Source organism: Arthrobacter sp. TE12231, assembly GCF_054062895.1.
This window is the reverse complement of sequence record NZ_JBSSFS010000001.1, coordinates 474,474-494,352: the sequence shown is the minus strand read 5'-3', so window position 1 is coordinate 494,352 and position 19,879 is coordinate 474,474. Positions and strand designations below refer to the sequence as shown.

22 protein-coding genes are annotated in these 19,879 nt (G+C 68.7%); 10 read left to right on the top strand and 12 right to left on the bottom strand.

What is annotated here, in order from left to right; all coding sequences use genetic code 11:
• Positions 1 to 446: 446 nt before the first annotated feature.
• The 3 genes from ACVWYS_RS02195 (at position 447) to ACVWYS_RS02185 (ending at position 3,744) form a co-directional block, all read left to right on the top strand.
• Positions 447 to 2,036 carry a molybdopterin-dependent oxidoreductase gene (locus ACVWYS_RS02195; protein WP_456509301.1) on the top strand — a complete coding sequence of 530 codons (1,590 nt, stop codon included), beginning with the start codon at positions 447 to 449 and terminating at the stop codon, positions 2,034 to 2,036.
• 36 nt (positions 2,037 to 2,072) lie between these two features.
• Positions 2,073 to 3,089 (top strand): asparaginase, encoded by a 1,017-nt coding sequence (locus ACVWYS_RS02190; RefSeq protein WP_344366663.1) that lies wholly within the window; start codon positions 2,073 to 2,075, stop codon positions 3,087 to 3,089.
• A gap of 235 nt (positions 3,090 to 3,324) precedes the next feature.
• Positions 3,325 to 3,744 carry a sterol carrier family protein gene (locus tag ACVWYS_RS02185; protein WP_116766163.1) on the top strand — a complete coding sequence of 140 codons (420 nt, stop codon included), beginning with the start codon at positions 3,325 to 3,327 and terminating at the stop codon, positions 3,742 to 3,744.
• Positions 3,745 to 3,761: 17 nt separating this feature from the next.
• Here the strand turns inward: ACVWYS_RS02185 and ACVWYS_RS02180 are convergent, their stop codons facing one another.
• The 3 genes from ACVWYS_RS02180 to ACVWYS_RS02170 form a co-directional block, all read right to left on the bottom strand.
• Entirely contained in the window at positions 3,762 to 4,385 is a 624-nt protein-coding gene (locus ACVWYS_RS02180) for a dihydrofolate reductase family protein (protein WP_456509300.1), read from the bottom strand.
• Positions 4,386 to 4,512: 127 nt separating this feature from the next.
• The gene (locus ACVWYS_RS02175; protein ID WP_116766165.1) at positions 4,513 to 5,274 is read right to left on the bottom strand and encodes an SDR family oxidoreductase; all 762 of its coding nucleotides are present in this window, start codon (positions 5,272 to 5,274) and stop codon (positions 4,513 to 4,515) included.
• 132 nt (positions 5,275 to 5,406) lie between these two features.
• On the bottom strand, positions 5,407 to 5,754 hold the full coding sequence (locus ACVWYS_RS02170) for a hypothetical protein (RefSeq protein WP_456508295.1): 348 nt from the start codon (positions 5,752 to 5,754) through the stop codon (positions 5,407 to 5,409).
• 63 nt (positions 5,755 to 5,817) lie between these two features.
• On the opposite strand from ACVWYS_RS02170, the gene ACVWYS_RS02165 reads away from it, so the two are divergent.
• A complete protein-coding gene (locus ACVWYS_RS02165) occupies positions 5,818 to 6,735 on the top strand; it encodes a CHAD domain-containing protein (RefSeq protein ID WP_456509299.1) in 918 nt (305 codons plus the stop codon).
• A 66-nt stretch (positions 6,736 to 6,801) separates the two neighbouring features.
• On the opposite strand, the gene ACVWYS_RS02160 is transcribed toward ACVWYS_RS02165, so the two are convergent.
• Positions 6,802 to 7,110: a hypothetical protein gene (locus ACVWYS_RS02160; protein ID WP_116766168.1), complete on the bottom strand. Its 309-nt coding sequence runs from the start codon at positions 7,108 to 7,110 to the stop codon at positions 6,802 to 6,804.
• 257 nt (positions 7,111 to 7,367) lie between these two features.
• A complete protein-coding gene (locus tag ACVWYS_RS02155; protein ID WP_456509298.1) occupies positions 7,368 to 9,239 on the bottom strand; it encodes a glycoside hydrolase family 15 protein in 1,872 nt (623 codons plus the stop codon).
• 196 nt (positions 9,240 to 9,435) lie between these two features.
• Between ACVWYS_RS02155 and ACVWYS_RS02150 the strand changes: the two genes are divergently transcribed.
• The 3 genes from ACVWYS_RS02150 (at position 9,436) to ACVWYS_RS02140 (ending at position 12,299) form a co-directional block, all read left to right on the top strand.
• Positions 9,436 to 10,317, top strand: coding sequence for an aldo/keto reductase (locus ACVWYS_RS02150; protein WP_456509297.1), 882 nt, complete (start codon positions 9,436 to 9,438; stop codon positions 10,315 to 10,317).
• Between the two features lie 50 nt (positions 10,318 to 10,367).
• The gene (locus ACVWYS_RS02145) at positions 10,368 to 11,126 is read left to right on the top strand and encodes a DUF72 domain-containing protein (protein WP_116766295.1); all 759 of its coding nucleotides are present in this window, start codon (positions 10,368 to 10,370) and stop codon (positions 11,124 to 11,126) included.
• Positions 11,127 to 11,231: 105 nt separating this feature from the next.
• Entirely contained in the window at positions 11,232 to 12,299 is a 1,068-nt protein-coding gene (locus tag ACVWYS_RS02140; protein ID WP_456509296.1) for an App1 family protein, read from the top strand.
• A gap of 36 nt (positions 12,300 to 12,335) precedes the next feature.
• Here ACVWYS_RS02140 and ACVWYS_RS02135 read toward each other — a convergent pair whose 3' ends face one another.
• Positions 12,336 to 13,865, bottom strand: a complete 1,530-nt coding sequence (locus ACVWYS_RS02135; protein ID WP_456509295.1) for a GH1 family beta-glucosidase — start codon at positions 13,863 to 13,865, stop codon at positions 12,336 to 12,338.
• A 116-nt stretch (positions 13,866 to 13,981) separates the two neighbouring features.
• On the opposite strand from ACVWYS_RS02135, the gene ACVWYS_RS02130 reads away from it, so the two are divergent.
• Positions 13,982 to 14,557 (top strand): TspO/MBR family protein, encoded by a 576-nt coding sequence (locus ACVWYS_RS02130; protein WP_456509294.1) that lies wholly within the window; start codon positions 13,982 to 13,984, stop codon positions 14,555 to 14,557.
• Between the two features lie 18 nt (positions 14,558 to 14,575).
• Here the strand turns inward: ACVWYS_RS02130 and ACVWYS_RS02125 are convergent, their stop codons facing one another.
• From ACVWYS_RS02125 to ACVWYS_RS02115, 3 genes are all read right to left on the bottom strand, one after another.
• Positions 14,576 to 14,965 carry a hypothetical protein gene (locus ACVWYS_RS02125; protein ID WP_116766173.1) on the bottom strand — a complete coding sequence of 130 codons (390 nt, stop codon included), beginning with the start codon at positions 14,963 to 14,965 and terminating at the stop codon, positions 14,576 to 14,578.
• A gap of 67 nt (positions 14,966 to 15,032) precedes the next feature.
• A complete protein-coding gene (locus ACVWYS_RS02120; RefSeq protein ID WP_456508287.1) occupies positions 15,033 to 15,440 on the bottom strand; it encodes a J domain-containing protein in 408 nt (135 codons plus the stop codon).
• 66 nt (positions 15,441 to 15,506) lie between these two features.
• On the bottom strand, positions 15,507 to 15,935 hold the full coding sequence (locus ACVWYS_RS02115) for an Hsp20/alpha crystallin family protein (RefSeq protein WP_272914140.1): 429 nt from the start codon (positions 15,933 to 15,935) through the stop codon (positions 15,507 to 15,509).
• A gap of 138 nt (positions 15,936 to 16,073) precedes the next feature.
• On the opposite strand from ACVWYS_RS02115, the gene ACVWYS_RS02110 reads away from it, so the two are divergent.
• The gene (locus tag ACVWYS_RS02110; RefSeq protein WP_456509293.1) at positions 16,074 to 16,361 is read left to right on the top strand and encodes a MerR family transcriptional regulator; all 288 of its coding nucleotides are present in this window, start codon (positions 16,074 to 16,076) and stop codon (positions 16,359 to 16,361) included.
• A gap of 74 nt (positions 16,362 to 16,435) precedes the next feature.
• Here ACVWYS_RS02110 and ACVWYS_RS02105 read toward each other — a convergent pair whose 3' ends face one another.
• The gene (locus tag ACVWYS_RS02105; RefSeq protein WP_456509292.1) at positions 16,436 to 17,218 is read right to left on the bottom strand and encodes a phosphatase PAP2 family protein; all 783 of its coding nucleotides are present in this window, start codon (positions 17,216 to 17,218) and stop codon (positions 16,436 to 16,438) included.
• Between the two features lie 344 nt (positions 17,219 to 17,562).
• On the opposite strand from ACVWYS_RS02105, the gene ACVWYS_RS02100 reads away from it, so the two are divergent.
• Positions 17,563 to 17,772, top strand: coding sequence for a hypothetical protein (locus tag ACVWYS_RS02100; protein WP_091256002.1), 210 nt, complete (start codon positions 17,563 to 17,565; stop codon positions 17,770 to 17,772).
• 87 nt (positions 17,773 to 17,859) lie between these two features.
• Here ACVWYS_RS02100 and ACVWYS_RS02095 read toward each other — a convergent pair whose 3' ends face one another.
• Together ACVWYS_RS02095 and ACVWYS_RS02090 are read right to left on the bottom strand one after the other, a co-directional pair.
• Positions 17,860 to 18,891 (bottom strand): aldo/keto reductase, encoded by a 1,032-nt coding sequence (locus ACVWYS_RS02095; RefSeq protein WP_456508286.1) that lies wholly within the window; start codon positions 18,889 to 18,891, stop codon positions 17,860 to 17,862.
• Positions 18,892 to 18,944: 53 nt separating this feature from the next.
• Positions 18,945 to 19,817: an NAD-dependent epimerase/dehydratase family protein gene (locus ACVWYS_RS02090; RefSeq protein WP_344366704.1), complete on the bottom strand. Its 873-nt coding sequence runs from the start codon at positions 19,815 to 19,817 to the stop codon at positions 18,945 to 18,947.
• Positions 19,818 to 19,879 lie beyond the last annotated feature (62 nt).

Genomic DNA, 19,879 nt, shown 5'->3' with positions numbered 1-19,879 from the left:
GCCACCATGTCCGCTCCCGGATACCAGGGCTGGACATGTCCCCCGGGCCAAGGAGCATGTCCAGTCCCCGGGACGCGGCCACGGAGCATGTCCATTCGCTGCCGAGTGGCCGCGGAGCATGTCCATTCGCTGCCGAGTGGCCGCGGTACATGCCCTTCCGTCAGGCACGACATCACTCCTCGGCCTACGCCCTTGCCCAGAGACTCCCCCGGACATGCCCGGTCCCGGCCGCCGCCACTGGACACAATGCCGCCATGTCCTCTCCCGGATACCAGGGCTGGACATGTCCCCCGGGCCAAGGAGCATGTCCAGTCCCCGGCACGAGGCCACGGAGCATGTCCATTCGCTGCCGAGGGGCCGCGGAGCATGTCCCTTTCGACGGGTCGCCGGGGAGCATGTCCACTCGCTAGACAAATCCGGCGGCCCTGCGGCTACGAATGGCCTATATGACAAAGCCCAGCATGAAGCCCAGCAAGCGGTCCCGCGGCGCCACAGCCCTGGCCGCGGTGGCCGGAGTGGCCGCCGCCGCCGTCGTCCTGTCCGTCGCGGAACTGATTGGTGCCTTCTTCACCACGCGGGCAACGCCCCTGATTGCCTTGGGCTCGACGTTCATCGACTTTACGCCGCTATGGATGAAGAACTTTGCCGTTGAAACGTTCGGCACCAACGACAAGGCGGCGCTGTTCGTCGGCATGGGTGTCACGATCCTGCTCCTGGCGTGCGTGCTCGGCATTGTGGCCTACCGGAAGTGGGCCTTGGGCGTGGCCGGAGTGCTGCTGATGGGCGCCGTGATCGTCGGGAGCGTGGTGACGCGGGCCAGTGTCAAACCGGTCGACGCCGTCCCGTCCCTGATCGGCACCGCGGCCGGGCTGGTGGTACTCCGGTTCCTGATCACGCGGCTGTGGCGGATGCAGGAATGGCCGGACCAGGCGGCCGACCGCGCAGCGAAGGAACCCGAGCGCCCGGCGACCACCCGGCGCGGATTCTTCGCCGCCGCCGGCATCACCGCGGCCGCCTCGGCCATTGCCGCCACCGGCGGCCGGATGCTCAGCGCCGCCCGCAGTAACGTGGCGGCGGCGCGTGAGTCGCTGCAACTGCCTGCACCTGCCAAGGCCGCCGCCGCGGTCCCGGCCGGTGTGCAGTCCAAAGCCCCCGGCGTTACTCCGTGGCTGACCCCGAACAAGGATTTCTACCGAATCGACACGGCCCTCAGTGTGCCGGAAATCAACGCCCAGGACTGGGAGCTGCGCATCCACGGCCTCGTGGAACAGGAGGTCAGGCTCACCTTCCAGGACCTCCTCGACGCCCGGCTCATCGAATCCCATGTTTCCTTGACCTGCGTGTCCAACCCGGTCGGCGGCAACCTCGCCGGCAACGCCAAATGGCTGGGCATGCCCATCCGCGACGTCCTGAAGATGGCACGGCCCACGCAGGGCGCGGACATGGTGCTGTCCACGTCGGTTGACGGCTTCAGCGCCTCTACCCCTTTGGAGGTCCTCCAGGACGACCGCGACGCGATGCTGGCGATCGGCATGAACGGCGAACCCCTCCCGCTCGAACACGGCTACCCGGTCCGGATGGTGGTCCCCGGGCTCTACGGCTTCGTCTCGGCCACCAAGTGGGTGGTCGACCTGGAAGTGACCCGGTTCGCCGACAACAAGGCGTACTGGACCCAGCGGGGCTGGTCCGAACGGGGCCCGATCAAGACCATGGCCCGGGTGGAAGTGCCCAAGTCCTTCGCCAAGGTCCCGGCCGGAAAAGTCGCGCTCGGGGGCACCGCATGGGCCCAGACCCGCGGCATCACCAAGGTCGAGGTGCAGATCGACAACGGTCCGTGGACCGAGGCTGTGCTCTCGGATGAGGCCTCGCTCATCACGTGGCGGCAGTGGTCCTTGGACTGGGATGCCACGCCCGGCCCGCACTACATCAAGGTCCGCGCCACGGACGGCACCGGCCAGGTGCAAACGGACAAGCGGGCGGATCCGGTGCCGGACGGCGCCTCCGGCTGGCAGTCGGTCATGGTGACCGTGGAATAACCGGGGTATCCGCACCCGGCACCATACACTTGCTGCATGGCTTTGAACCCGCATGCAACTTTCACAGTCGACTCCGCCGTCGAACTGGCAGTCATCGAACGCAGCGGCTTCGTGGAGTCCCGCCACATCGGTTCGGCTGTAGTGATGGCCGCGGACGGAACCGTGGTGATCGAGCTCGGCGATGTCACCGCCCCCATCTTTGCCCGGTCCACGCTCAAGCCGCTGCAGGCCTTGGCCTCGATGCAGTCCGGCGTGCCTCTGCGGGGTGCCCAGGTGGCCATTGCGTGCGGCAGCCACATCGGATCCCTTGACCACATGGATGTGGTGGAAGGCATGCTCAAGGCGGCCGGAGCCAAGGAGGACCAGCTGCAGTGCCCGGCCGACTGGCCGCAGGACGAGACGGCCCGGAACTGGCTCGTCCAGACCGAGCGCGGCAAGTCCAGGCTTGCCTTCAACTGCTCGGGCAAGCATGCGGCGTTCCTCTGGGCGTGCACGGAGAACGGGTGGGACAAGAACAGCTACCTCGAACCCAACCACCCGTTGCAGCAGCGCATCCGCTCCGTGATCGAGGAGTACTGCGGCGAACGCATTGCGCATCTCGGGATCGACGGCTGCGGCGCGCCGGTGGCCGCCGTCTCCCTGACCGGTCTGGCCCGGGCCTACTCGAAGCTGGCCAAGGCTCCGGGCGACAAGAACTCCAACGCGCGCGCCGCCACGATCGCCACATCCATGCTGGACTACCCCTGGGCCGTCCAGGGCCGTGGACAGACCAACACGATCGTCATGGACGAACTCGGCATCCTGGCCAAGATCGGCGCCGAAGGGGTGCTGGTCATGGCCACCCGGCAGGGCGTCTCCGTCGCCATCAAGATGCTCGACGGCAACATCCGGGCCACGACCCTCGTCGGGCTGACCCTGCTGGCCGCCTCGGGCGCCGTCGAAATCCCCGAAGTTTCCAGCGTGCTGGACAAAGTAGTGGACCCCGTCCTGGGCGGCGGACGCCCCGTCGGCAAGATCCGGCTCGGCCGGGCCGTCGCGGCACTGCTGGACTGACACTGCTGGACTGACGCTGCTGGACTGACACTGCTGGACTGACACTTCTGGACTGGGACGTCCGCTCCGGTCCGAGGCAGCCCGGCGGCCGGTCACGGCCGGTCACGGCCGGTCACGGCCGGTCACGGCCGATCACGGACCTTCCGGACCCTTCCGGACCGGCCCTTTCGGTGGCATAGGCTGGTGGGAGGCCGCCGAGCGGCGGCCGTGACATCGCCAGGCTGGAGGCAGGAACGTGGCCGTATCGCGCCGACGCATCGCCGTGGACGAGGGCCGCGCGGCGCTCGCCGCATGGCAGGACGCCACCCCGGCACTGCCGGGAGCCACACTGCCGGGAGCCACAGTGCCGGGAAGCGGGGCCGCCGGCACCGTCCCGCGCAGCACGATCGCGACGGCGGTGCGCTACTCGCTGGAGGAGGTCACCGCCCGGGCACCCGGCAACTCCGTGGAAGTGCGCGTCCCGCCGTTCGGCGTCACACAATGCGTGGAGGGCCCGCGGCACACGCGCGGCACTCCCCCGAACGTCATCGAGTGCGACGCCGCCACCTGGCTGGCGATGGTCAGCGGGCAGCTGAGCTGGGCGGATGCCGTCGCGGCCGGCAAGGTTGCCGCCTCGGGACTGCGCGCGGACCTCTCGGCGCTCCTGCCCCTCTAGGGCATGGACAACACGCCCTAGCCTTCCTTGTTGCGGGCCGCCATATCGCCGACGCCAGGCGTGCCACCGGCGAGCGCGTAGCGCTGCAGCACCGCACCCTTCGGTGAGGCGACGACCGGCTCGATGAGTGCGAGGTTCGTCGGAACGACCCCGTCGGCGAAGACCTTCTTTCCACGGCCGAGGAGGATCGGATACACCCAGAGCGTGAGCCGATCGAAGAGCCGCTCGGCGAACAGGGTCTGCACGAAGTCAAGACTGCCGATGACGTGGATGTTGGCGTGCCGGTCGCGCAGTTCGCGGACGGCGGCGACGACATCAGGACCGAGCAGGGCGGAGTCGGCCCACTCGAGAGTCGGCGTCTGGCGCGAGGCCACGTACTTCGGAAGGCGGTTGAACAGCCGCGCGATGCTCCCGTCCGCGTGCGGCCAGTACGCGGCGAAAATGTCGTAGGTTCTGCGCCCCAGCAGCAGCGCGTCCATCCCCGCCATCCCGGATTCGACCTGCTCGCCCACGACCTCGTCCAAGAGAGGCGCTTGCCAGCCGCCAAACGCGAAACCGCCGTCGGCGTCCTCGTCCGGGCCGCCGGGTGCCTGCGCGACGCCGTCGAGTGTGGTGAAAAGGTCGATATGGATGAGTCCCATGCCGGGCTCCTTCTCTGTCGCCCGTCGTCGCCCCGGCGACGGGATCACTTCGAGGCTGTCACAGGATCCCACTGCGAAGCAACAGGTATCGACGGCTCGACACGAGTCCCGCTGTGCATCCGGCCCCTTAGCCCCGGCCGATGAACGGCATGCCGGCGGCCGTGACCACGAGGGACCCCACATTGGCCGACGCCGGCATCCCGGCCATGAGCAGCACGGCCCGGGCGGCGTCCTGCACCGGAAATGTGGGTTCGGCCCTGCGGCTGCCGTCGGCTTGCACGGCCCCGGAGCCCACGCCGATCTCGTCCATGAGATCCGTGGCCGCATTGCCTATATCGATTTGTCCGCAGGTGATGCCGAACCCGCGCCCGTCGAGCTCAATGCTCTTGGTGAGCCCGGTAATCGCGTGCTTGGTCACCGTGTAGGCCACGGTCTTGGGGCGGGGCGAATGGGCCGCGATGGAGCCGTTATTGATGATCCGGCCGCCCTGGGGCGACTGGGCCTTCATGGCACGGACGGCGGCGGCGGCGCAGAGGAGGGATCCCGTGAGGTTTACCGCTACGGTCGCGTTCCAGTCCGCCACCGTAATCTCGTCCACCGAGGCGGCGGGGCCGAACACGCCGGCGTTGTTGAACAGCACGTCCACCCGCTCCCACTGCTCCAGTGCCGCGGCGAAGAGCCGTTCGACGTCGGCGGGGACGGTGACATCGCACGGTACCGCGAGCGCCTGGCGGTGGCCGGCCGCTGTCTCCAGCAGTGGCTCTTCCCGCCGGCCTGCCAGGACCACCCGGTAGCCCTCGGCCAGCATGAGCCGGGCCACCGCCCGGCCGATGCCGGATCCTGCTCCGGTGACGACGGCAACCCGTCCGGGGGTGTGGTGCTGGCTCATGGGGGTCCTCCTCGACTGGTGCGCGCGTGCGCCGTTGCCCGGCCAGCCTACCGCCGAGTGGGCCGGTCACGGCAGTGTTGCGCGCCCCGACTGCCGCGAACTGCCCCCTCACGAGGTCGGGCGGACGCGGCCCTAACGGGAGTCGTCGTCGCGGTCCCTGATCTGCCCGTTGCCGATCCGCCCGTCCCGGACCTGTCGCCCCGCACGGTAGCCGGACCAGAACGCCAGGACCAGCAGGCCGGCGCCGATCAGGGCAACGCCGGTCCAGGTCTCGGCGCCCATGAAGACCAGCCCCTGCGGCACGACGGGCCGGGCGGCCAGCGGGGCATAGGCGAACCAGCCGAAGTCTTCCTGCGGCACCGGCCGGGCCAGCAGGACCAGGCCCGCGAGCAGCATCGCCAGGGCAACGAGCGGCACCGCCAGACGGCCCAGCAGACGCGTTCCGGCAGGGCCGGCGTCCCGATTCCCCCGCGGATCCATGGCCCTACTGTAACCGGTACGAAGGGCTCTGTCCGGGCACCGGGGAAGTCAGTACAGTAAAGCATGGCGACCACCACGGGGGATGTTCTGCAGGCCTATCTGGGACAACAACTGGGCGAGCTGCGCCGACACGGCCCCGGCGCCAGGGCCGGACAGGCGGAAGCCATCCACCAGATGCGCGTCGCGGCCCGGCGGCTCCGTTCGCTGCTGGCCACGGGACGAACCCTCTTTGCCGCCGGCGCCGCTGATGACATCCGCACCGAGCTCCAGTGGATCTCCGGGGTGCTCGGCGCCGCCCGGGACCCGACGGTGGTTCAGGACCGGCTCAGGGAACTGCTCGCCGAAGAGCCCCCGGGGCTGGTTATCGGCCCGGCGGCCGAACGGATCGACGAAACTTTGGATGCCTCCGCCGCCGCGGGCATGGAAAATGTGATCGTGGCCCTCGACGGCGAACGCTATGCCCTCCTGCTCGGCCGGCTGGCGGAGTTTGTCACCGCCGTCCCGCTGACCGCCAAGGCCTCCCGGCCTCCGCATAAGACTGTGCGGAAGCTCGTGGCCAAGGATGAGGCACGGCTCAGGCGCTCGGTGGACGGGTTGGCTCCGCGGGCCGACGGCGGACCGGGTATCCCTTCCCACGCTGAAGCCGCGTCCCGGGATGAAGGTCTGCACGAGGTCCGCAAATCGGCCAAACGTCTGCGCTATGCCGCCGAGTTCGCCGCTACCGTGGCCGGGAAAGGGGACGCGAAAAGGCTTGCCCGGATGGCCCTGGCGGCGCGGCACATTCAAACCGCGTTGGGCCTGCACCAGGACAGCGTGGTGGCACAGACCCTGCTGAGTGAACTCGGACGGCGTGCCGCGGGCAGCGGCGAACCCGGGTTCACCTTCGGGCGGCTGCACGCCCGCGAGGGCCAGTTGGCCGCCCAGGCCGAGGCGGACTTCGCTAAGGCCTGGAAGAAGTTCCCCGGACCACGGGACGGGTAGCCGGGCTGCGCGACAATCGGATCAGCGTGGCCGCATCCGTTCAGCGCCCCATCCGTTCAGCGCCGATCAGTGGCGGGCACGCGTCCTCTTCCCGGCCGCCAGCGAGCCGCCGGTCGCGGGCGCTGAGCGCCCGGCCGTGCCGAGGGCCCGCCGGATCACCCGCGGCGTCGAGCCGTGCCGGGCGGCCGGGGCATCGGAACTGCGGTCCCGGATCAGGCCGGTTCCGGCGATCTCCCGCGCCTGGGCGACGCCGGCCACCGCCGCCCTCTTGCTGGGAAAGGTGATGGAGACCGCCATCAGTTCGCCCGCACCGTCCAACATCCGAATGCGGTAGCCGCCCTCGGGCGCGTCCACGAGCTCGAAATATCCCGCCATTGCACACTCCTCGTTCCATGTATCCCCCGCCATATCCCGTGCCGGGATATTAGTAAGTATACTTACTTGACGGCCGGGCGAAAGCCCCGAAGGCTTCGCCGGCTGCACGCCCGGACGGGCGCCGGAACGCCGCCGGGCCGGCGCTTGGCATGCTCAGGCGCCCGCCGTGGGCATAATTCCCTTGAGGCACAATTAATGTCGGGCACAGTTCAGGGGCGCGGTTGACCGACGCCGATTAAGCGCGTGTCAGCGGCGGATCAAGGGCGCGGGGTCCCGCCGTGAGCCGGGTGTCCCGCCAGCCCGGCGTGTTCGGCTGGTCCGGGGTGGCGCGCGGCGCCGCCCGCGTCCAGCGGGGTGTCGCTGCGGCGGACACCGTCATCATGGAGCTCCAGTGCACTCATGATGAGGGCGAAGTGGCTGAAGGCCTGCGGCGTGTTGCCCAGCTGCCGGCCGGCCTCGACGCCCCACTCCTCACTGAGGAGTCCGACGTCGTTGCGCAGCGCCAGCAGGCGTTCGAACAGTTCCCGGGCCTCATGGCGCCGGCCCGCCCCGATCAGGGCCTCCACCAGCCAGAAGGAGCACGCCAAGAACACCCCTTCCTCGCCGGGGAGCCCGTCGCCGCTCTCCGTTGGCAGGTAGCGGCGCAGGAAGCCGTCGTGCGTCAGCTCGCGCTGGACGGCGTCGATGGTTCCGATGATGCGCGGATCATCCGGCGGAAGGAAGCCGACCCGGGGCAGCAGCAGCAGGCTCGCGTCCAGTTCCGGCCGCCCGTAGGACTGCACGAACGTGTTGCGTTCGGCGTCGAACCCGTTGGCCATGACCTCGGCGTGGATAGTGTCACGCAGCTCCTCCCAGCGGTCGGCCGGGCCGGTCAGGCCGAAGTCCCGGACGCCCTTGACCATGCGGTCCGCCGCCACCCATGCCATGACCTTGGAGTGCGTGAAGTGGCGCTGCGGACCGCGCATTTCCCACAACCCGTTGTCCGGTTGGCGCCATGCCGTCTCAAGGTGTTCCATGAGGGCCACCTGGACGTCCCAGGCGTCGTCGGTGTGCTTCAGCAGGGAGTTCCGTGTCAGGGACAGGCAATCGAGCACCTCGCCCCAGACGTCCAGCTGCAGCTGCCCTGCCGCGCCGTTCCCGGTGCGCACGGGAGCGGAATTTTCGTATCCCTTGAGCCAGGGAAGTTCGGTCTCCGGCAAGCGGCGCTCCCCGTGGAGTCCGTACATGATCTGCAGATCGGCGGGATCCCCGGCGACGGCACGGAGCAGCCAGTCACGCCATGCACCGGCCTCCTGCGTGTAACCTGCGGCCAGCAGCGCCTGCAGCGTCAGGGTGGCGTCGCGGAGCCAGCAGAAGCGGTAATCCCAGTTCCGGGTGCCGCCGATCTCCTCCGGCAGGGACGTCGTGACGGCGGCGACGATGCCGCCGGTGGGGGCAAAGGTCAAGGCCTTGAGCGTGATCAGCGAGCGCTGGACCGCGTCGCGGTACGGCCCGGTGATCGTGCACTTGGCAGACCAGCTGTGCCAGAACTCCTCAGTGGACACCAGGACCGCTTCCGGGTCCACGGTGCGCGGCCGGGCGAGGTGGCTGGGGCTCCAGGTCAGCACGAAGGGAACGCGCTCCCCGGCCGTGACGGTGAAGTCGCTGACCGTGTGCATCCGCTCGCCGCGCAGCGGCGCCTCAGTCACGAGGTAGACGGCGTCAGGCCCTGCAACGGCGTGGATGCCGTGCTCGTCGTGGCGGACCCATGGCACAATATGGCCGTAGTCGAACCTCAGCGCCAGCTCGCCGCGCATCCGCACGGTGCCGCGGACGCCCACTACGATCCGCACGATGTCCGCCACCTCGTCACGTGGCGGCATGAAGTCAATGATCCTGACCGCCCCCTCGGGCGTCTCCCATTCGGTCTCCAGGATCAGGGTGTCTGCGCGATAGCGGCGCCGGGTGCATTCACCGCCGCCTGCCGGCGCCAGCAGCCACCGTCCGGCCGCGGGCGTGTCGAGCAGCGCGTTGAAACAGGCAGGCGAGTCGAAACGCGGCAGGCAGAGCCAGTCGATGGAACCTTCTGTACTGATCAGGGCGGCGGTGTGCAGATCGCCGACCATTGCGTAATCCTCGATGCGTGCCATGACACTTACAGTGCCACACCGGCTCTCCGGGTTCGAGGAGGCGGCACGATGAGGGCGCCCGACGACGGCGTCCGCAGGCGGCGCACGACGGCGGTGCGCACCGGTGCGCACTGGCGCCGCATGCGCTGCTGACGGCGCGCGGCGCAGGGCCTTCCCGGTTTGCGGAAGGACGGGCCCGCGGGGCTAGGATCCATCCATGCTGAAACGGAACTTCGGATCATCGTCACTGCAGGTCTCCGCCCTGGGCTTCGGCGCCGGGCACATCGGCTACGACGACGTGACAGAACGCCAGGCCCATGCGCTCCTGGACCGGGCGCTGGAGCTGGGCATCAACTTCATCGACACGGCCCGGGGCTACGGGTTGTCCGAGGAACGCATCGGCTCCTGGCTCCCGGCGCACCGCAACGACGTCGTCCTGTCTACAAAGGTGGGCTACGGCGTCGAGGGCGCAACGGACTGGAGCGCCACCGCGGTGACCCGCGGCGTCGACGAGGCGCTGGCCACGCTCGGCACTGACACGATCGACGTCGTCTTCCTGCATTCCTGCCCCCTCGAGGTGCTGGAGCGGGGCGATGCCGTGCAGGCGCTGCTTGCCTGCGTGGACGCGGGCAAGGTCCGGGTGCCGGGGTACAGCGGCGAGAACGAGGCCCTCGCCTGGGCCGCCTCGGCCGGCGTCTTCGGCGCCGTACAGTCGTCCGTGAACCTGGCAGACCAACGTTCCCTCCGCGAGGTGCTGCCCGGCGCGGCGCGGAGCGGACTGGGAGTGGTTGCCAAACGCCCCCTGGCCAACGCGCCGTGGCGGCACACGGACCGCCCCACCGGCGTGTACGGCGAGACGTACTGGCACCGGCTTCGTGAGATGGACCTGAAGCCGGAGGCCGATGACTGGCAGGGCACGGCACTGCGGTTCTCGGCGTTCAGCCCCGGCGTCTCCACGGCGATCGTCGGAACCTCGCAGCCGGCCAATCTGGACGCGGCGGCAGCCGCCGTGGTGCGCGGGCCGCTGCCCGACGCCGAGCGGCAGCGCTGGGAGGCGGCGTTCGCCACGCATGCCGGCGACTGGGCCGGAGAGGTCTAGGCGGGCCGGGGCACGGAAGCGGAGGGGCACGGACCGGCATGGCAGAGCACATGAATACTGACCGCACGGGCACTGTGCGGATCGGGACGTCAGGCTGGAGCTATGACCATTGGGAGGGGGTCCTCTACCCGCCGGGCCTGCCGGCCCGGGACAGGCTGGCGCACTACGCGGCCCGCTTCGACACCGTGGAACTGAACGCCAGCTTCTACCGCTGGCCCAGGGAGGACGCGTTCGCCGGCTGGCGGCGCCGCCTGCCCGATGGCTTCGCCATGTCCGTCAAGGCTCCGCGCGGCCTGACCCACGGCAAGAAGCTCTACGCCCCGGAGGCGTGGGTGGAGCGCATCACCCGGTGCTGGCACGAGCTCGGCGACAAGCGGGCCGTCCTGCTCGTCCAGCTGCCGCCGGACTTCGGGCGGGACGACGCCCGGCTGGACTATTTTCTCGCCGCGCTGCCCGAGTGGATCCGCGTCAGCGTGGAGTTCCGCCACCCAAGCTGGGACGACCCCGGCGTGTATGCCCTGCTGGAGCGGCACGGCGCGGCGTACTGCATCATGAGCGGTGCCGGGCTCCCGTGCGTCCTGCGCGCGACGGCCCCGTTCGTCTACATCCGGCTGCACGGCCCGGACCGCGACGCGCTCTACGCCGGTTCATACCCGGACGAGGACCTGCAGTGGTGGGCTGCGCGCATTGGCGAATGGCGGGCGGACGGCAAGGACGTCTTCGCCTATTTCAACAACGACGGCGGCGGCAACGCCGTGCGCAACGCCGCCGCACTGCGCCGGCTGCTGGGCGAGTCGCTTCCCTGGTAGGCCGTGCGTCGCGGGGCGTCCGGCTCCCGGACCGCCGTCGCGGCACTGCGGCCTCGGGCTAGTCACACGCACGGCGGGAGTCCGGCGCTGTGGGAGAGTGGGGGCATGGAATTGGCGTCACAACCAGCGCATCAGCAGCCCGTGTCCGGCACCAGGGCCTTTCGGCTCGCCCACTGGGTGTCGGACACCGTCAATGGGCTGCGCCTCAAGACGGCCCGACGCTGGAAGTTCATCCCGCAGACCGTCGCCTATCAGGGCTACGGCTCGACCGAGTGGGTCCGGGTCCTGGGCCGGGTGGTCCTCACCAGCAAGCCCGTGCCAGGCAGCAAGGCAGAGCGACTTGTCCAGAACGGCAACCAGAACTTCCGCGGCTGGCGCGCCTTCACAAGCGTCCCCGTCCAGTTCACCGAGGTGGAGATCCGGCTCGGCGGCGTCACCACCCGCGTCCATGCGGACCGCGGCGGCCTGGTCGACACCGTGGTTCCCGTGGCGTTGAACCCGGGCTGGCATACGGCCACGCTGCGGGCCGAGGGAACGGAACCGGTCGAGGCCAGGATTTTCGTGATCTCAGCCGACACCAGGCTGGGCATTGTCTCGGACATTGACGACACGATCATGGTCACGGCGCTCCCACGGCCTTTCCTGGCGCTGTGGAATACCTTCGTCCTGAACGAACGCGCCCGGATGGCCACGCCAGGCATGGCTGTTCTGATGGACCGGCTCAAGGTCGAGCACCCCGAGGCGCCGGTGCTGTACCTGTCCACGGGGCCGTGGAACGCGGCGCCCACCCTGGCCCGCTTCATCGCCCGGAACCTCTATCCCTCGGGCGCCCTGCTGCTCACGGACTGGGGCCTGACCCACGACCGCTGGTTCCGCAGCGGCCAGGAACACAAGCGGCGGAACCTTGAACTCCTGGCCCAGGAGTTCCCGAACATGCGCTGGCTGCTGTTCGGCGACAACGGCCAGCACGATGAAGAAATCTACTCCGGCTTCGCCCAGGAGCACCCGGACCGGGTGGCCGCGATCGGGATCCGGCAGCTTTCGGCCAGCGAGGCCGTCTTGGCCGGCGGCCACTCCGATTCCGGCGACCACTCGGGATCCTCCGTTCCCTGGATCTACTCTCCCGATGGCGCCGGACTCGCCAAGGGCCTGCAGGACCTGGACCTGCTCTGAGCTAGGTCTGCGCTGACGTTGATCCGGGTAAGGGCCTCAGCCCGCCGGGCGGGGCGGTTCGGCGTCGGCGTCTGGCTCCTGCTGTCCGACGGCGGCGGCCCCGGGCACGTGCGCGGCGGACGCCGCGCGGCGCGCCGCGATCACCTCCTGCAGCCAGTAGTACGAGGCCTTCGGCGTGCGGACCTGGGTGTCGAAATCGACGTGGACCAGGCCGAATGGCTGCTTGTACCCGGCGGACCACTCGAAGTTGTCCATGAGGGACCAGACATAGTAGCCGCGAAGGTCCACGGACTCGGCGGCACCGCCGGGGCGCGTGGCTTCCAGAGCCGTGCCGATATGGTCGGCCAGATACCGTAAGCGGCGCTCATCCGGAATGATCCGCCGGTCCGCCGCGGCGTCCCGGACCACGACGTCCTCGAAGCTCGCCCCGCCCTCGGTGATGTAGACCGGCGGCAGGTCCGGGTAGCGCTCGGCCATCTCGGCCAGGGCGACGGCCATGTAGTCGGGCTTGACCGGCCAGCCGTAGGCCGTGTGCTCCGTGTCCGGGAACGACGCTATGTGGAACGGCGCCCCGGGCGTCCCGCTGAGGTCGTCCCCCATCGCCTCCGCCATGCCCGGCGGCACGGCCCCCTCTCCCGGACCTGACGCGACGCGGGTGGGCATGTAGTAGTTCAGGCCGTAGAAATCCAGGGGCTGGGAGATCAGTTCCATGTCCTCGCTGGAGGGGCTGAAGGAGGAGGAGAAGAACGTGGCTGCGCGGATGACGTCGGGGTACTTGCCAAGCAGCACGGGATCCGCGTAGAGCCGGTTCTGTGCCACGTCCATGAGTCCGGCGCTGAGCTTGTCCAGCGGGTTGGCGCTGGCCGGGACCATCGGCGAGTAGACGTTGGTCATGCCGATTTCGCCCCGTACGTTGGCGGCACGCAGCGCCTGGAGCGCCAGGCCGTGGCCCAGCAGCTGGTGATGCACGCTGGGCAGCGCCTTCAGCATGAGAGCTTCGCCGGGCGCGTGCATGCCCAGGGCGTAGCCGTTGGTGGTGACGGTCGCGGGCTCGTTGACCGTCACCCAGCGGTCCACGCGGTCCCCGAAGGCAGCCGCGGCGATGGCGGCGAACTCGCCCAGCCGGTACGCCGTGTCCCGGTTCATCCAGCCGCCGGCTTCCTCCAGCGGCAGCGGGGTGTCCCAATGGTAGACGGTGGCCATGGGGGAAATCCCGTTCTCAAGCAACAGGTCGATCAGCCGGTCATAGAAACCCAGCCCGGCCGGGTTCACCGGTCCGCTGCCGCCGGGCTGGATCCGCGGCCAGGACAGCGAGAACCGGTAGGAATCGATCCCGAGGTCCTTCATGAGGGCCACGTCCTCGGGCATCCGGTGGTAGTGGTCGCAGGAGACCGTGGGGCTCTGGTCCTCCACGATCGCTCCGGGCTTCGCGGCGAAGACGTCCCACCCGGACGGGCCGCGGCCGTCCTCATCGAGCGCGCCCTCGATCTGGAAGGCGGACGTCGCCACGCCCAAGGTAAAGCCGGGCGGAAGAAGGGCGGCCAACTCCTTGGCGGAAGCGTTCATCGACAGGACCCCTATGTAGTTTCGGTGGTGGTTGACTGATCTTAGGCCTCACCCCGGAGCGGGCGCCACGACCTCGCCGGTTTGACGGACGCCGGGGCATTGGCCAGTGTTGATCCGTGCAAGTGAAAATTGAACACGCCGTCGACCGCCGGCCGTCGGCACGGCCCGGGCCGCGCCGGCAGGGAGCGGTTCTCGTCGGTTTCCTCGCGGTTTCACACGCGGTGGCCTACTTGGCCTCGCAGGTCATCATCAGCAACGCCGGCGGCTGGTATGCGGCGGCGGACAAGGCTCCGTGGACTCCGCCGGGCTGGGCCTTCGGATCGGTCTGGATGATGCTTTACACGACCATGGCCGTGGCTGCATGGCTGGTATGGCGGCAGCGCTCCGGAAGGGGCGCCGGGGTGAAATCCGCGCCGGACGCCGGGCAGCACAACGGCGCCATGACGGTCTACGGCATCCTCCTGCTCCTGAACGTGGCCTGGGCGCCGCTGTTCTTCGGCATGTATCCGATGATCGGCACGGCAGCCCTCTGGTTTGCCCTTCTGGTCATCGTGGCGCACGCCGTGGCCGCTTCGGCAACCACCGTCCTGTTCGGCGTCGCCAGCCGGGCGGCCGGCCTGCTCATGCTGCCCTACGTCTCGTGGATCGTGTTCTCCTGCAGCCTCAACGTCTACGCGGCCGCCAACAACTGAGCCCGGCCCCCTGGCGGCTCAGAAAACCGACGTCTCCGGCCCGAAGAGGAAGTCCTTGGCGTGAGCCACCGCCTTACGGAAGGCGTCGTTCCGCAGGCCCACGAGCTGCTCAGCCTCGTCCGCCGAAGGTTCCAGGTACTCGGTGAAGCCGGGCCTCAGCACCCAGATATCACCCGCGGGCGGCAGGTAGAACACGCCAAAGGAACGGTGCTGGTTGTCCTCAGCGGTCCAGACCGGAACCACGGCCAGCGCCGCGCCGGTATCGACGTTGATCCATTGGGCCCGGGGCAGCGGGGCCTCGTGCGCCTCCGGATCCAGGAACGGTGCCGTGCCTTGGCCCCAGCGCTTCTCGAAGCGTTCGTGGAACACCGGCATCAGGTGTGAATCGTAGCGGCGCCATGCGCTCATGGACGTTCTCCTCCTCCGTGGGAGTTGCTGGTGATTGGGGTCGGCGGCCAGGGCCAGTAACCCCTGCTCAGTGACCTCTGCGTGGGGGCTGCTCCCGGCGGTGCTCTGGTTCCCAGCGGACGGGGAACACCCGCAGAAGCGGTTCCCGGCGCCGGATGATGCGCACCGGGATGTCACGGCCGCCGTGTCCGGCCCCGCTCGTCGACGTGCCGGCCGGGCCGGCCGCCCGGCGCCCGCCGGCGTCGTAGTCCGCCCGCATCCTCGGGTCCCGCAGCACGGCGAAGGCGTCCAGGATCGCGCTCACCTCGCCGGCACCGGAATCGCCGGTACCGCGACCGGCCCCGGAGCTTCCGGCGTCGGGATGGTGCAGGCGCATCAGCGCCCGAAAGGCGCGGCCGATCTCCTCCCGGCTCGCGTCCGGAGACACGTGCAGGAGTGCGTAGTAGCCGCGGGGGTCGGGGTTGTTCGAGGGCATTATCGGGCTCCGCCGTGTGAAGCCGGAGCCTGCGCCGGGCCTGGTGCCCGGCGCAGGCTCCCGGGACTACTTGCCGATCTCCTGCAGGTTGTCCTGCGAATGGGTGATTTCAATCTTCCGCGGCTTGGCCTGTTCCTTCACGGGGACGCGGAGGGTCAGGACACCGTCCGCGTAATGGGCCTTGACGTTCTCGGTGTCCAGGGTCTCGCCCAGGATCAGTTGGCGGCTGAAAACACCGCGGGGGCGCTCGGAGACCGTCAGTTCCACATTGGGCTGCACGGGGTCCCGCCGTTCCGCCCGGACCGTCAGGACGTTGCGTTCAATATCGAGCCCGATCGAGTCGACGTTGACGCCCGGGAGGTCAAAGGCGACGACGAATTCGCCGTCCTCCTGCCACGCGTCCATGGGCATGGCGGCGGGGCGCGCCGTCGTTCCGAAGACCTGCTGGGCGAACCGGTCAAAGTCACGGAACGGGTCCGTCCGAATTAACATCATTTCCCACTCCTTCAGCGCGAATTGGCTCCATTTTCTCCATCACCCGTCACCGTTTTTCTATGGTGAGGGGTATAGATTTTTTATAGCACCGGTGACACACTGCTGCAAGGGGGAAATCGCAGCAAAGGGAGGAAAACCATGGCGGAGAGCGGGTCGGAGGCAGGTCTTTACGCCATCTCCGTGGTGGCACACCTGGTGGGCACGGGACAGCAGAACATCCGTCTCTACGAGCGGCGGGGACTGCTCACCCCGGACCGCACCGCAGGCGGCACACGGCAGTACAGCGATGCTGACCTCGCGGTGCTGCGGCGGATCAGCGAACTCCTGGAAGAAGGCCTGAACCTGGCCGGGGTGGCCAAGGTGATGGAACTCGAGGCCGCCAATGCGCGGCTGCGCGCCGAACTCAAACGGGCGCGCAGCCGCTGACGGGGCTTAGTCCGTGCCCGGGCTTAGTCCGTGCCCGGGCTTAGTCCGTGCCCGGGCTTAGTCCGTGCCCGGGCTTAGTCGGTGCCGGCGTCGGCGGTGGACAGCGTTCCGGTGATCCGCTCCCCCGGAATCCGGGCCGTCCGCCAGGTATCCAGCGCAATGACCCCGCCCAGCACCACGAGCGAGATCGAGAAGGCGCCCAGGGCATCGGTCATCCAGTGGTAGCCGAGGTAGAGGCGGCTGACCGCCGCGAAGAAGATCCCGATCCCCGCCACGATGAAGGCGATGATGGCCGACCGCGGGTTCTTCCGGCGCGAAAAGACCAGGTACGTGGTCACCAGCAGAAAATCGCACGCGCCCAGGACATGGCCGGACGGAAAGGAAAAGGTGGTGTCGGCGCCGAAGAGCATCAGGTCCACGGGAGGGCGGTGGCGCTCCACGATCCGGCCAATGACCTGCGCCAGGATCACGCCAGTCAGCATAGCGCCGGCCAGGAGCATGGGCCGCCATGCATGCGTGGCGGCCAATCCCCAGGCCACGGTGACGATCAGGACGATGATCGGCAGGCCGATGGGGCCGAACACGATCGCCAGGATGATCATGATGGTGGTGGCGGGTTCACCGCGCAGGGTCACGAGCCAGGACCGCACGGGCTCGTCGGCCGCCGAGATGCCGCCGTGCTGCAGGACACCTGTCAGGATCACGACGAACAGGACGACGCCGAGGATCATCAGCCCGACGGCCGTGCGGTAGAGATTCCGGCGCGCCGACACGCTCATGAACCGTTCCTCGACGACGAACTTCTCGTGGAAGGTCCGCCACCGGCCATGCGACTTATCCGATTGTGCTTCTGCCATGGTGCCGTGCCGCCTTTGCGCCGTTTGTGGACATTCTCTGCAGAAGATTATCCCGGTTGTCCGGCATTCGATACGCAGAGTACGCGGGCGGGGCCCTGACGGCCGTCCCCTCGGGGGCCCGGGCAGGCGCTCCGGCAGCCATCTGGCCCGTTCGCCTCGCGCGGAATCTGTCCAGTGCCGAAGGTCCCGGGTTGAAAAGGATCCGCAGGTCCACGCCGCGACACTCGCCCGGACCGCATTTTGAGGGCCGGAAGCGGCCGTCCGGCGACTTGACGCCCCTATAAATATGACGTTATTGTCCATTCAATTGGGGCCAAGAAAAGAACTCCAAGAAAGACTGTGCTATGACCCAAGTTACCCCGACCATTGAGATCCAGGTCGACAGCCGCAAAGTCCTCGATGACCGCCTCAACGACGCCGTCCTCGGCCTTCAGCGGCTCGCGATGACCGCCGGAACCCACGGCATCCTGCTGACGCGGCACAGGCCGGGCCACTACACGGCGGCTCTGTCCGACCAGGTGCCCTTCGGCATGACCCGCGAGCTCGTTCACTGAGCCGGATTTCACCGGAACACCACAACGCGGGGTCATTTCCCGCCTGTCCACTGCTGGACGGGCGGGAAATGACCCCGCGTTTGTTCTTTAGCGACCGCCCTCGAGCTTCCGGCTGCGCTGCTCCTGGGCCATCGGCCCGTACGGATAGACGCCGACGCGCGGGCGGCTGACCTCGGTCAGCCGCTCAGTTTCCCCCGCGGTGAGCCGGAGGTCCGCCGCCGCCAGGTTGTCCGCGAGCTGCTCGACGGTCCGGGCGCCCAGGATCACCGAGGTGACGGCCGGCCGGTCCGCCAGCCAGGCCAGTGCCACCTGGGACGGGCTCACGCCATGCCGGCCGGCGGTTTCCTCGACTTCGGCAATCACGTCCCAGGTGCGCGGGTCGGCGTTGCGGGCCTCCCACGCTTCCATCCCCCGTTTCGGATTTTCGCCGAGGCGGGTGGCCCCGGCGGGCGGCTGGTCGCGCTTGTATTTGCCGGACAGCCAGCCGCCGCCTAAAGGCGACCACGGCAGCAGCCCGATCCCGGCGTCGAGCGAGGCCGGAACGATTTCCGATTCGATCTCGCGGACCAACAGGCTGTACTGCGGCTGCAGCGTCACGGGGGCACTCCAGCCCTGGGCTTTCGCTACGTGGACCGCCTTGGTCAGCTGCCAGCCCAGGAAATTGGAGAATCCGTAGTACGCGATCTTGCCGCTGGTGACGGCGTCGTGCAGGAACCGGAGTGTCTCTTCCAGGGGAGTGATCGGGTCCCACGCATGCAGCTGATAGAGGTCGATCTGCTCCACGCCCAGCCGGCGCAGCGAGTCATCCAGCGCCCGGACCAGGTGGCGGCGGGAGGTCCCGACGTCGTTGGGGGCCTGGCCCATCGGGAAGCGGCCTTTCGTGGCCACGACGGCCCTGTCCCGGGCGTCTGCCCGGTCGGCCAGCCAGCGGCCGATGATTTCCTCCGACACCCCCGAGCTATAAACGTCCGCGGTGTCGATGAAGTTGCCGCCCGCCGCGAAGTAGTCATCCAGGATGGCGCGGGACTGCTCCTCGGTGGCTTCGGCGCCAAAGGTCATGGTGCCCAGCGCATAGGTGGAGACAACGGCGCCGCTGTTGCCCAGGGTGCGGTAGTGCATGGAACTCCTCAGTGGTGGGTGGATTGGTCCCGGTTTCGTCAGCCGCGGGTGTTTCAGTCTTCGGTCGGGGTGGTCCGGTTCGAGTGGTAGGTCCGCCAGGTGTGCTCGGGCGCGTAGCCGAGGAGGCGTTTGGCTTTGTCGATCGAGAGCATGGTTTCGTGCTCGCCAAGCTCCTTGACCACTTTGACGTCGGGGAAGACCTCGGCGGCCAGGCTGGCGCTGGAACGGCTCATCACGGTGTCTTCGTTGGCGATGATGAAGGCCTCGAAGCCGGGCTTGCCGTGGGCCAGGGCGCGGGCCACGGCCTGGGCGCCGTCGCGGCCGTCGATGTAGCCCCAGAGGTTCCATTTGCGCAGGGTTGCGTCGTGGTCAAAGGAGGGGAACTCCTCGTAGTCCTCCGGGTCCATCACATTGGAGAACCGCAGGCCCGTGATGCTCAGTTCCGGGTCCCAGCGGGTCAGCTGGATGGCCATCTGCTCCTCGAGGTGCTTGACCAGGGAGTAGGTGCTTTCCGGCCGGGCCGGGTAGTCCTCGTCCACCGGGATGTAAGGAGGGTCGACGTCGAACGGCAGCCCCAGGACCGTCTCGCTGGAGGCGTAGACAATTTTCTTGATCCCGGCACGGCGGGCGGCCTGGAACACGTTGTAGGTGGACTGCATGTTGTTCTCGAACGTGGCGGCATCGGGGGCATGCCCCGGGGCGGGAATCGCGGCCAGATGCACCACGGCGTCAAAGCCGTTGTGGCGGTCCTCCAGGCCCAGGAACACGTCCACCACCTGGCCGTAGTTGCGCAGGTCCACCTCCGTGAACCCGGGGCTGCGCGCGCCCGTCCGGTCCAGGTTGGTCACATCGTGGCCGTCCTCACTCAGCCGCCGGACGACGCTCCGTCCCAGCTTTCCGCTTCCTCCGGTAACAGCAACTCTCATCAGGAACTCCTCGGGTGGCAGGATCTGCAGACCGTCTTGGTCCGGCACGGGCTCCGGCCCCA

Coding starts and splice junctions, on each gene's coding strand:
- ACVWYS_RS02195 (WP_456509301.1), top strand. CDS start 447: ATGACAAAGCCCAGCATGAAGCCCAGCAAGCGGTCCCGCGGCGCCACA.
- ACVWYS_RS02190 (WP_344366663.1), top strand. CDS start 2,073: ATGGCTTTGAACCCGCATGCAACTTTCACAGTCGACTCCGCCGTCGAA.
- ACVWYS_RS02180 (WP_456509300.1), bottom strand. CDS start 4,385: ATGGGACTCATCCATATCGACCTTTTCACCACACTCGACGGCGTCGCG.
- ACVWYS_RS02175 (WP_116766165.1), bottom strand. CDS start 5,274: ATGAGCCAGCACCACACCCCCGGACGGGTTGCCGTCGTCACCGGAGCA.
- ACVWYS_RS02170 (WP_456508295.1), bottom strand. CDS start 5,754: ATGGATCCGCGGGGGAATCGGGACGCCGGCCCTGCCGGAACGCGTCTG.
- ACVWYS_RS02165 (WP_456509299.1), top strand. CDS start 5,818: ATGGCGACCACCACGGGGGATGTTCTGCAGGCCTATCTGGGACAACAA.
- ACVWYS_RS02160 (WP_116766168.1), bottom strand. CDS start 7,110: ATGGCGGGATATTTCGAGCTCGTGGACGCGCCCGAGGGCGGCTACCGC.
- ACVWYS_RS02155 (WP_456509298.1), bottom strand. CDS start 9,239: ATGGCACGCATCGAGGATTACGCAATGGTCGGCGATCTGCACACCGCC.
- ACVWYS_RS02150 (WP_456509297.1), top strand. CDS start 9,436: ATGCTGAAACGGAACTTCGGATCATCGTCACTGCAGGTCTCCGCCCTG.
- ACVWYS_RS02145 (WP_116766295.1), top strand. CDS start 10,368: ATGAATACTGACCGCACGGGCACTGTGCGGATCGGGACGTCAGGCTGG.
- ACVWYS_RS02140 (WP_456509296.1), top strand. CDS start 11,232: ATGGAATTGGCGTCACAACCAGCGCATCAGCAGCCCGTGTCCGGCACC.
- ACVWYS_RS02135 (WP_456509295.1), bottom strand. CDS start 13,865: ATGAACGCTTCCGCCAAGGAGTTGGCCGCCCTTCTTCCGCCCGGCTTT.
- ACVWYS_RS02125 (WP_116766173.1), bottom strand. CDS start 14,965: ATGAGCGCATGGCGCCGCTACGATTCACACCTGATGCCGGTGTTCCAC.
- ACVWYS_RS02120 (WP_456508287.1), bottom strand. CDS start 15,440: ATGCCCTCGAACAACCCCGACCCCCGCGGCTACTACGCACTCCTGCAC.
- ACVWYS_RS02115 (WP_272914140.1), bottom strand. CDS start 15,935: ATGATGTTAATTCGGACGGACCCGTTCCGTGACTTTGACCGGTTCGCC.
- ACVWYS_RS02110 (WP_456509293.1), top strand. CDS start 16,074: ATGGCGGAGAGCGGGTCGGAGGCAGGTCTTTACGCCATCTCCGTGGTG.
- ACVWYS_RS02105 (WP_456509292.1), bottom strand. CDS start 17,218: ATGGCAGAAGCACAATCGGATAAGTCGCATGGCCGGTGGCGGACCTTC.
- ACVWYS_RS02100 (WP_091256002.1), top strand. CDS start 17,563: ATGACCCAAGTTACCCCGACCATTGAGATCCAGGTCGACAGCCGCAAA.
- ACVWYS_RS02095 (WP_456508286.1), bottom strand. CDS start 18,891: ATGCACTACCGCACCCTGGGCAACAGCGGCGCCGTTGTCTCCACCTAT.
- ACVWYS_RS02090 (WP_344366704.1), bottom strand. CDS start 19,817: ATGAGAGTTGCTGTTACCGGAGGAAGCGGAAAGCTGGGACGGAGCGTC.